This window comes from Terriglobales bacterium, assembly GCA_035543055.1.
Taxonomy (GTDB): domain Bacteria; phylum Acidobacteriota; class Terriglobia; order Terriglobales; family Acidobacteriaceae; genus JAIQFD01.
Map to the genome: position 1 here is coordinate 1 of DATKKJ010000151.1, position 8,194 is coordinate 8,194.

Annotated in this window: 7 protein-coding genes and 1 tRNA gene; 6 read left to right on the plus strand and 2 right to left on the minus strand. The window is 63.7% G+C overall.

The window, feature by feature from the left end; translation table 11 throughout:
- The 3 genes from VMS96_10380 to VMS96_10390 form a co-directional block, all read left to right on the plus strand.
- Positions 1 to 839, plus strand: an 839-nt coding sequence (locus VMS96_10380; GenBank protein ID HVP43830.1) for an RHS repeat-associated core domain-containing protein, incomplete at its 5' end; no start/stop codon positions are given.
- Complete coding sequence (locus VMS96_10385; GenBank protein ID HVP43831.1) at positions 836 to 1,414, plus strand: HEAT repeat domain-containing protein; 579 nt, start codon at positions 836 to 838, stop codon at positions 1,412 to 1,414. The genes VMS96_10380 and VMS96_10385, both read left to right, overlap by 4 nt.
- 101 nt (positions 1,415 to 1,515) lie before the next feature.
- Positions 1,516 to 1,605: transfer RNA gene (locus VMS96_10390), tRNA-Ser, on the plus strand.
- Between the two features lie 132 nt (positions 1,606 to 1,737).
- On the opposite strand, the gene VMS96_10395 is transcribed toward VMS96_10390, so the two are convergent.
- Together VMS96_10395 and adhE are read right to left on the minus strand one after the other, a co-directional pair.
- Positions 1,738 to 2,028, minus strand: a complete 291-nt coding sequence (locus VMS96_10395) for an STAS domain-containing protein (protein ID HVP43832.1) — start codon at positions 2,026 to 2,028, stop codon at positions 1,738 to 1,740.
- Positions 2,028 to 4,655 carry a bifunctional acetaldehyde-CoA/alcohol dehydrogenase gene (adhE, locus tag VMS96_10400; protein ID HVP43833.1) on the minus strand — a complete coding sequence of 876 codons (2,628 nt, stop codon included), beginning with the start codon at positions 4,653 to 4,655 and terminating at the stop codon, positions 2,028 to 2,030. The genes VMS96_10395 and adhE overlap by 1 nt, the downstream gene beginning before the upstream one ends.
- 305 nt (positions 4,656 to 4,960) lie before the next feature.
- Between adhE and VMS96_10405 the strand changes: the two genes are divergently transcribed.
- The 3 genes from VMS96_10405 to typA all read left to right on the plus strand — a co-directional run.
- On the plus strand, positions 4,961 to 5,938 hold the full coding sequence (locus tag VMS96_10405; protein ID HVP43834.1) for an HD domain-containing phosphohydrolase: 978 nt from the start codon (positions 4,961 to 4,963) through the stop codon (positions 5,936 to 5,938).
- A gap of 159 nt (positions 5,939 to 6,097) precedes the next feature.
- Positions 6,098 to 6,298, plus strand: coding sequence for a cold-shock protein (locus tag VMS96_10410; protein HVP43835.1), 201 nt, complete (start codon positions 6,098 to 6,100; stop codon positions 6,296 to 6,298).
- Between the two features lie 175 nt (positions 6,299 to 6,473).
- Positions 6,474 to 8,194, plus strand: a 1,721-nt coding sequence (gene typA / locus VMS96_10415; GenBank protein ID HVP43836.1) for a translational GTPase TypA, incomplete at its 3' end; no start/stop codon positions are given.

The following is an 8,194-nucleotide window of genomic DNA, read 5'->3' on the forward strand; positions in this document are numbered from 1 at the left end:
TTGGCGGGGAGCGCATTCTTACGAACAGTGACCCCAACCAATACAAGTTCACCGGCAAAGAACGTGATGTCGAAACCGGCTTGGACTACTTCGGCGCTCGCTACTATGCGAGTACGTTGGGGCGCTTCATGCAGACGGACCCTAAGGCTCGAAGCGCTCACCCGCTCAACCCACAGAGCTGGAATCGTTACGCATACACGCTCAACAATCCGCTGAAGTATTTCGATCCCGATGGGATGGATGTCGTCCTAGCAGCAGGTCTCAGTGCGCAAGATCGCGCCTACGTCGTGAACAACCTCGCCCGAATGTACGCGACTCCTGCGGGCAAGGCGATGCTTCTCCGAGCCGACAAGAGCCAGTTCACAATCACGGTGGGAACTGGGCACCTCGGACGTACTGATTTGACCAAAGCACCTCCGGGAACGATGGTTTTCGGGGGTCAGACGAAGGTAGAGGGTGGCAACACCAGTGTGCCGTACACCAACTACGAGGGTCACAGGGTTCTGGCCGCTGACAATCCCAACACCGCACCTGGGCATCCGATCGAAGTCACCATCGACAAAAGCCAAGCGGCAGAGATCGGGAAAGATCCGGCCCAAGTATTTGCTCACGAGCTTGGCGGCCACACTGCCGATGTGCTGAATGCGGCTGAAAGTAATCCTGCAACGCAGTTCATCGATAGCGTCAATCCGAAGGATGAGACCAGCTCGGAGGCAGCGGAGAAAGCGCTGGGCAAGCTCCCGGACAAACCCAGCGAAAAAGGCGTCAAGGCTGTCGAGCAGATTCTCAAGCCACAGTGCTCTACCGATGACAAAGGGAAGAAGGTGTGCTCGCAATGAAACACCATCGAATTGCCATCCTGTGCTTACTGGGCTGTGCCCTCGATTTCGCTGTGTGCCAGACGTCCGTACGATCGCAAGTGGAATCGGTGTTGGATTCCGGCCCTGGTCGCGAGAAAAGCCACGAGGCCGTGTCAAAGATCAGCGATCATCCGGTACCTCTGCTCATGAGTATCGCCCAATCCACGGAAGGGTCATACGTGCGGAGAACGCGTGCGATCTATCTGTTGGCTACGTTCAAGACAGAAGAATCTGAGCGTGCGCTTTCTGAGCTGGCTGCGCACGGCAGTCCTAAGTTCCGTTGCCCGGCGTTGCAGGCGTTTGTCGAGCTGAAGTCCCGAGATGCGGTCCCACTGTTGATCAGCAGGTTAGATGATCATGCTGTTTGCATGCACATCGCTTTAACTGATCCAGCGCGGAAGCAGGACGTGTACGTATCCGACGAAGCAGTCCGTCTACTGGAACAGGTCGCTGGCCAGTCTTTTGGTCAGGTGTCAGCCAGCGGCCACCGGGCAACGAAACCGTGGAAGAACTGGTGGGCCAAGCAGAAGAGCAGTGCCAAGCCAGGCACCTGAGCTGCCCGTCTCGGTGAAGCTAAAGCCCATGCTAGAGCTTAGTCCGGATGCCTGAGTGGAAGGTGCTGTAGACTGGTGAAAGCAGATTGCTGCGGAGCCGCGGAGGGTTGCGTGAGCGGTCGAAACGGGCGGTCTTGAAAACCGCTGTGCCCGAAAGGGCACCGGGGGTTCGAATCCCTCACCCTCCGCCATTATCGCGCAAGGTCCTTCGTCGCGGGGCTCCTCAGGATTTCGGCTGCCGGCTCCCGCTCGCCCCAGGCTCGCTCACGCCGGCAAGAGCGCCTCAAGTTCGAATCCCTCACCCTCCGCCACCTTCAGGGGTCTCAGTTCACGAAGACAAAGTGTGGGGCCAGCCTCACCAGCTTCAGGACCTTGTACACCTCGACATTCACTCCTCGCAGCGCGATCCTGACCCCGAGCTCATCGGCGCGGGTGGCCAGCTCGTCGATGGCGGAGATGGCGCCGGGGTCGATACGCCGCACCGAGGAGAGATCCAGGACCACGTCTCCGTTCGCGCCCTCCAGCCTCTCGCAGGCATCCAGGAGGTCGTCGGTCACACTCTCGCCCCGGACCTTGCGCCACACCGCGATCGTCGCCCTCGCATCGGCGCCCATCACGCCACCTCCTGGGTGGCGGCCGTGGGTTGCGCTTGGCCCCGCCCGATGTAAGCGCACCAGAGCAGCTCGGCCAGTTCCTCCAGCAGCGGCATGCGCGGGTTCGAGCGCCAGGAGGGATCTTCGTACGCCAGGTGGACCAGCTCCGGGATCGCCTCTTCGAACGCCTGGTGGGAGATGCCCAACTCGGCGATCGAACGGGGCATGCCTACGCGGTCCAATAACTGCTCGACCGCAGCCACCAGGTTCTTCACCTTCTCTTCGGTGGTGTGGCCGCCGAGGCGCAGCACATCGGCCGCCAGCGCGTACTTCTGGTGGGCGACATAGGCCCGCTGGTTGGGAGAGGGCATGAATTTCGCCGGCACGGAAGCGTTGTACGGGATGACGTGCGGCAGCATGACGGCGTTGGCCCTCCCATGCGCCACCCCGAAACGGGCCCCGAAGGCGTGCGCCAGCGCGTGATTGACGCCCACCGACGCATTGGAGAACGCCAAGGCGGCGATGCAGGCGGCGTTGTGCATCAGGGTGCGCGCTTCCTGGTCATCCGGGTGCTCGTAGGCGACGGGCAGCTGCTTGAACACCAGTTCGATCGCCTGCAAGGCGTTGGCGTCGGTATACGGCGACGCATAGATGGAAACCAGGGCCTCCAGCGCGTGGGTCAGGGCGTCGATGCCGGTGTCGGCGGTGAGCCCTTTCGGCATGGACATGACGAACTGCGGGTCCACGATGGCCACGTCCGGGGTCAGCGAGTAGTCGGCGAGCGTCACCTTCCGCCCCCGTGCCTTGTCGCACAGGACCGCGAACGGGGTCACTTCGCTGCCCGTCCCGCTGGTGGTGGAGATGGCCACCAGCCGCGCGTGGTTGACCTTGTCCGTCGGGAAGCGCACCACCCGCTTGCGGAAATCCAGGAAGGGCGCCGCCAGCTCCTCCCAGTCGGCCTGCGGAGATTCGTAGAGGAGCTTCATGATCTTGGCCGCGTCGATCACCGACCCGCCGCCCAAGGCGACGATCTGGTCGGCCTTGCACGCGTTCAGCGTGCTCGCCCCCTGCCGGATGACCGTGATCTCGGGCTCCGCGTCCGGGATCACCGCGACATGCACCGCCGTTCCCTGGGGGATGGAGCGCCGGACGATGTCCGCGTGCCCCATCTGTTCCAGCGCCGGATTGGTGACGATCACCGTGGATCGGGAGTCTAGGTGGCGCAGCTCTTCCACGGCGTTGAAGTTGAAGTAGATCTGGTTGGGAATGCGGTACCACATATGGGCCTGCGTCCTCCGCGCCACTCGCTTGATGTTCAGGTAGTGAGAGAGATTGACATTCTCGGTGGTGCTGTTGCCGCCGCCGGTGCCGCATCCGAAGCTGAAGCTGGGCACCATGTCGTTGTACACGCCACCCAGGGCCCCGATGGACCCCGGCGAGTTGACGATGATGCGCCCGGCGTTGATCGCGTCCGCGAACCGGCCGATGATCTCGTCGTCGCGCGAGAACGCGACCGCGGTGTGGCCCAGCCCCCCCGAATGATTCACATCGACGCACACTCGCAGGGCTTCGTCCACGCTCCGGGCCCGGTAGACCGCGAGCACCGGGAACAGTTTCTCGACGGAGAGGGGATGGGCACGGCCCACCCCCCGGATGGGGGCGATCAGGACCTTGGTCTTCGGTCTCACGGCGATCCCGGCTACGTGGGCGATGGTGGCCGCATTCTGGCCGACCGCCATGGGCGCCATGGCGCCGGTCTGGGGATCGATGACCGCCCGCGCCAGCAGCTCCGCCTCCCGCTCATCGCAGATGTGCGCGCCCATGGCGGCAAACTTCTCGAGCGCCGCGTCGTAGATCTGGTCGTCGATCACCACCGTCTGCTCGGAGGCGCAGATGGTCCCGTTGTCGAAGGTCTTGGAGGTGATGATGTCCACCACCGCCATGTCGAGGTCGGCGGTCTTTTCCAGGTACACGGGGGTATTGCCCGCGCCCACCCCGAGCGCCGGCTTGCCCGAGCTGTAGGCGGCCCGTACCGCCCCCGGCCCGCCGGTGGCGTCGATCAGGCCGATATGCTTGTGCCGCATCAGGTAGGCATTGTCCTTGAGGGTGTGCGATTCCAGGCAGGTGAAGACGCCTTGGGGTGCGCCCGCCTTCACCGCGGCCTCGTGCATCACCCGCACCGCCTCAAAACAGCATCTCCAGGCGTTGGGGTGCGGACTGAAGACCACGGCGTTGCGCGTCTTAATGGCCATGATGCACTTGAACAGGACCGTCGAAGTCGGGTTGGTGATCGGGGTCAGCGACAGGACGACCCCGATCGGTTCCGCCACCTCCACCAGCCCCCGTTCCGGATACTCGTGGATCACGCCGACTGTGCGCTTGTCCCTGACGTAATTGAAGACGAACTCCGTGGCCACCATGTTCTTGATGACCTTGTCTTCCAGGACCCCCAGCTTGGTTTCCTCGAACGCCAGCCGGGCCAGGTACTCGGCTTTCCCCAGCCCCGCCAGGACCATCTGCCGGACGATGCGGTCCACGTCCGCCTGGGTGTATTGGGTGAACACGGCGGCGGCGCGCCGGGCCTGACTGACCAGGGATTCCAGGTAGGCAACGCGCTCTTCGCTGAGACGAGGGACAGTGTCGTTCATGCGGGCTCCGGTTCAGGACCTCGCGCCAGAGGTTCATGAGAATCCAAACCCCGCCTGCAGGTCGGTGACGGCACTCACGTAGGGACGTGACCGCACCTTCGCGAAACGCCGCATCGACCGCCTAGGGCAGTGGCCTTGGGTCTGGGTTCGCAGGCCCGGCCCTCTTCTCCATGGCCCGAACGTGACCTTGGGCCGTGCCCCAGTGCATCGTCCCTGGTGCAACAGCTTTCGTAACTACCCTGTCCGGCCGGACATGCGTTTAACTTGCTCCAGCGGCTGGCGCTGCATCGGCCATCCGCCCCGGCATGAAGGGCAAGATCCTCATCGTTGACGACGACGAGTCCATCCGCGACGTGCTGACCGAATTGCTGCGCCGCGAGGGGTACGCGCTGGCGCTCGCCCAGGACGGCGAGGAGGCCCTGCGCGTCTTCCAGTCTTTCCAGCCCGACTTGGTCCTGCTCGACGTGGTCATGCCCCGCAAGAACGGCTTCGAGGTCTGCCGGCTGCTGAAGAACAATCCCGAGAGCCGCCTGGTGCCGGTGGTGCTGGTGACCGGCCTCTCCCAAGTCGAGGACCGGGTGCGCGGCCTGGAATGCGGCGCCGACGATCTGCTCATCAAGCCCTTCGACCGCACCGAACTGCTGGTCCGGGTGCGCTCGCTGCTGAGCATGAAGGCTTACACCGACGAGCTCGAGCAGGCTGCCGACGCCCTGTTCATGCTGGCTCGCGTGGTCGAAGGCAAGGACCCGTTCACCGAAGGGCACTGCGACCGCGTCGCTAATTACGCCGTCCGCCTGGGCCAGCGCATCGGCTGCAACGAGGAGGAGCTCAGCGCCCTGCGCATCGGCGGGGTGCTGCACGACATCGGCAAGATCGTGGTCCCCGAGGCCGTCCTGCTCAAGCACGGACAGCTCTCGGACGACGAATGGCAGCTCGTCCGCCAGCACCCCGTGGTCGGCGAACAGTTGTGCGCCCCGCTGGCCTCGCTGCGCCCGGTGCTGCCTATCATCCGCCACCACCACGAGCGCTTCGATGGCTCCGGCTACCCCGACGGCCTGAAAGGCGCGAAGATCCCCCTGGTTGCCCGCGTCTTCCAGGTCGCCGACATCTACGACGCCCTCACCACCGCGCGCCCCTACAAGTCCGCCCTCAGCCGCTCCCAGGCCATGGAAATCATGCAGGAGAACGTCAACCAGGGTCTCCTCGACCCCTCCTTGCTCGCCCAGTTCCGCCAGGTGCTGAACAGCCCGCCGACCGCGACCCAGCAGCCCGGCAACGCCTGATCCGCCGCCTCTTGGCTTTCCCGGCCGCTTGCGCTACAATAATGGTGCGTTTGGTTCGAACGTAAGTTGTACCTGCCGAAACAAGCTTCAAGCCTGCCTCGCGGTACCTTCCGGTTCAACTCAGCGTAAAAAAATAGAAGAAGAGGAATCTGCAACACCATGGAACAAGGAACAGTAAAGTGGTTCAACGACGCCAAAGGTTATGGGTTTATCAGCCGTCAGAACGGTGAAGATGTCTTCGTGCACTTCTCCGCCATCCAGGCACAGGGCTTCCGCAGCCTGCAGGAAGGCCAGGCGGTCGAGTTCAACGTCGTGAAGGGACCCAAGGGCTGGCAGGCCGAGAACGTTCGTCCTCTGTAATCCGCAGAGTTCGCCACACCGGAAAGGGCGGTCACAGGCCGCCCTTCCTTTTTGCAAGCAGTAGCTAGTAGCTGGTAGTTAGTAGCTAGGCGACCCGGAGTGGCCGCTTCTGTGCTCCACGGCTCTTAGCTGAACCCGTAATTCCTGATTACCAGCTACCAGCTACTAGCTACCCATGAGCATCCGCAACATCGCGATTATTGCGCACGTCGACCACGGCAAGACCACCCTGGTGGACGCCATGCTCCGCCAGAGCGGCACCTTCCGCGCCAACGAGCAGGTCATGGACCGGGTGATGGACTCCAACGAACTGGAGCGGGAGCGCGGCATCACCATCCTGGCCAAGAACACCGCCATCTTTTGCCGCGACGTCAAGATCAACATCGTGGACACTCCCGGCCACTCCGATTTCGGCGGGGAAGTGGAGCGCGCCCTGAAGATGGTGGACGGGGTCATGCTCCTGGTGGACGCCAGCGAAGGCCCTCTGCCCCAGACCCGCTACGTGCTGGGCAAGGCGCTGGAGGCTAAGCTCCCGCCCATCGTGGTCATCAACAAGATCGACCGCGCCGACGCCCGCCCCCAGGAAGTCCTCAACGAGATCTACGACCTGTTCATCGACCTCGACGCCGAGGAAGAGCAACTCGCGTTTCCCGTGCTCTACACCAACGCCAAGGCGGGCACCACCTCGACCGAGATGGACAAGCCGGGTGAAGACTTGCAGCCGCTCTTCGATGCCATTCTCGAAACCATCCCTGAACCGAAGGGGGCGGTGGCGGGACCCCTGCAGGTGCTGGTGGCCAACCTCGACTACAGCGATTATCTGGGACGCCTGGCCATCGCCCGCGTCTTCAACGGCACCCTGCGCACCGGAGAAGAGGTCGGCATCGCCCACGAGGGCTCGCTGCAGAAGACCAGGATCACCAAGCTCTTCAGCTTCCGCGGCCTGAAGCGCACCGACATCACCGAGACCGAGCTGGGCGACATCGTGGCCGTGGCCGGCGTCGAGGGCATCGCCATCGGCGACACCATCACCGGCGCCGAGGAGCCCGCGCCCCTGCCGCGCATCGTCATCGACGAACCCACCATCGCCATGCAGTTCACCATCAACACCTCGCCCTTCTCCGGGCGCGACGGCCAGTACGTCACCTCGCGCAACCTGCGCGAGCGCCTCGACAAGGAGCTGCTCACCAACGTCTCCCTGCGCGTCGAGGAGACCGGCAGCATGGACACCTTCAAAGTCATGGGCCGTGGCGAACTGCAGCTTGCCATCCTCATCGAGACCATGCGCCGCGAAGGCTACGAGCTGATGGTGGGCAAACCCGAGATCGTCACCCGCACGGTGGACGGCAAGCTCATGGAGCCGGTGGAAAAGCTCACCATCGACGTGCCCGAGATGTACGTGGGCGTGGTCATCGAGAAGCTGGGCTCGCGCAAGGGACAACTGGTGAAGATGCACAACCACGGCTACGGCCGCGTGCGCCTGGAATTCGACGTTCCCAGCCGCGGGCTCATCGGCATCCGCAGCGAGCTGCTCACCGACACCCGCGGCACCGCGGTCATGAATTCGCTCTTCGGCGGATACATCGAGTGGCTGGGGGAGATCCCGCACCGGCCCACCGGCGCCTTGGTCGCCGATCGACCCGGCGCCACGACTGCCTACGCGCTCTGGGGTTTGCAGGAGCGCGGCGAGCTGTTCGTCGGCCCCGGGGTCGAGGTCTACGAAGGAATGGTCATCGGCGAGAACGCCAAGGAAGCCGACCTCGACGTCAACTGCGTGCGCGAGAAGAAGCTCACCAACATGCGCGCCTCCACTGCCGACGAGGCCATCCGCCTGGTGCCCCACAAGGAACTCAACCTGGAGCAGGCCATCGAGTTCATCGCCGACGACGAGTTCGT

Bases quoted from the DNA above. Each gene is read 5' to 3' on its own strand.
- VMS96_10385 (HVP43831.1), top strand. From the start codon at position 836: ATGAAACACCATCGAATTGCCATCCTGTGCTTACTGGGCTGTGCCCTC.
- VMS96_10395 (HVP43832.1), bottom strand. From the start codon at position 2,028: ATGGGCGCCGATGCGAGGGCGACGATCGCGGTGTGGCGCAAGGTCCGG.
- adhE (HVP43833.1), bottom strand. From the start codon at position 4,655: ATGAACGACACTGTCCCTCGTCTCAGCGAAGAGCGCGTTGCCTACCTG.
- VMS96_10405 (HVP43834.1), top strand. From the start codon at position 4,961: ATGAAGGGCAAGATCCTCATCGTTGACGACGACGAGTCCATCCGCGAC.
- VMS96_10410 (HVP43835.1), top strand. From the start codon at position 6,098: ATGGAACAAGGAACAGTAAAGTGGTTCAACGACGCCAAAGGTTATGGG.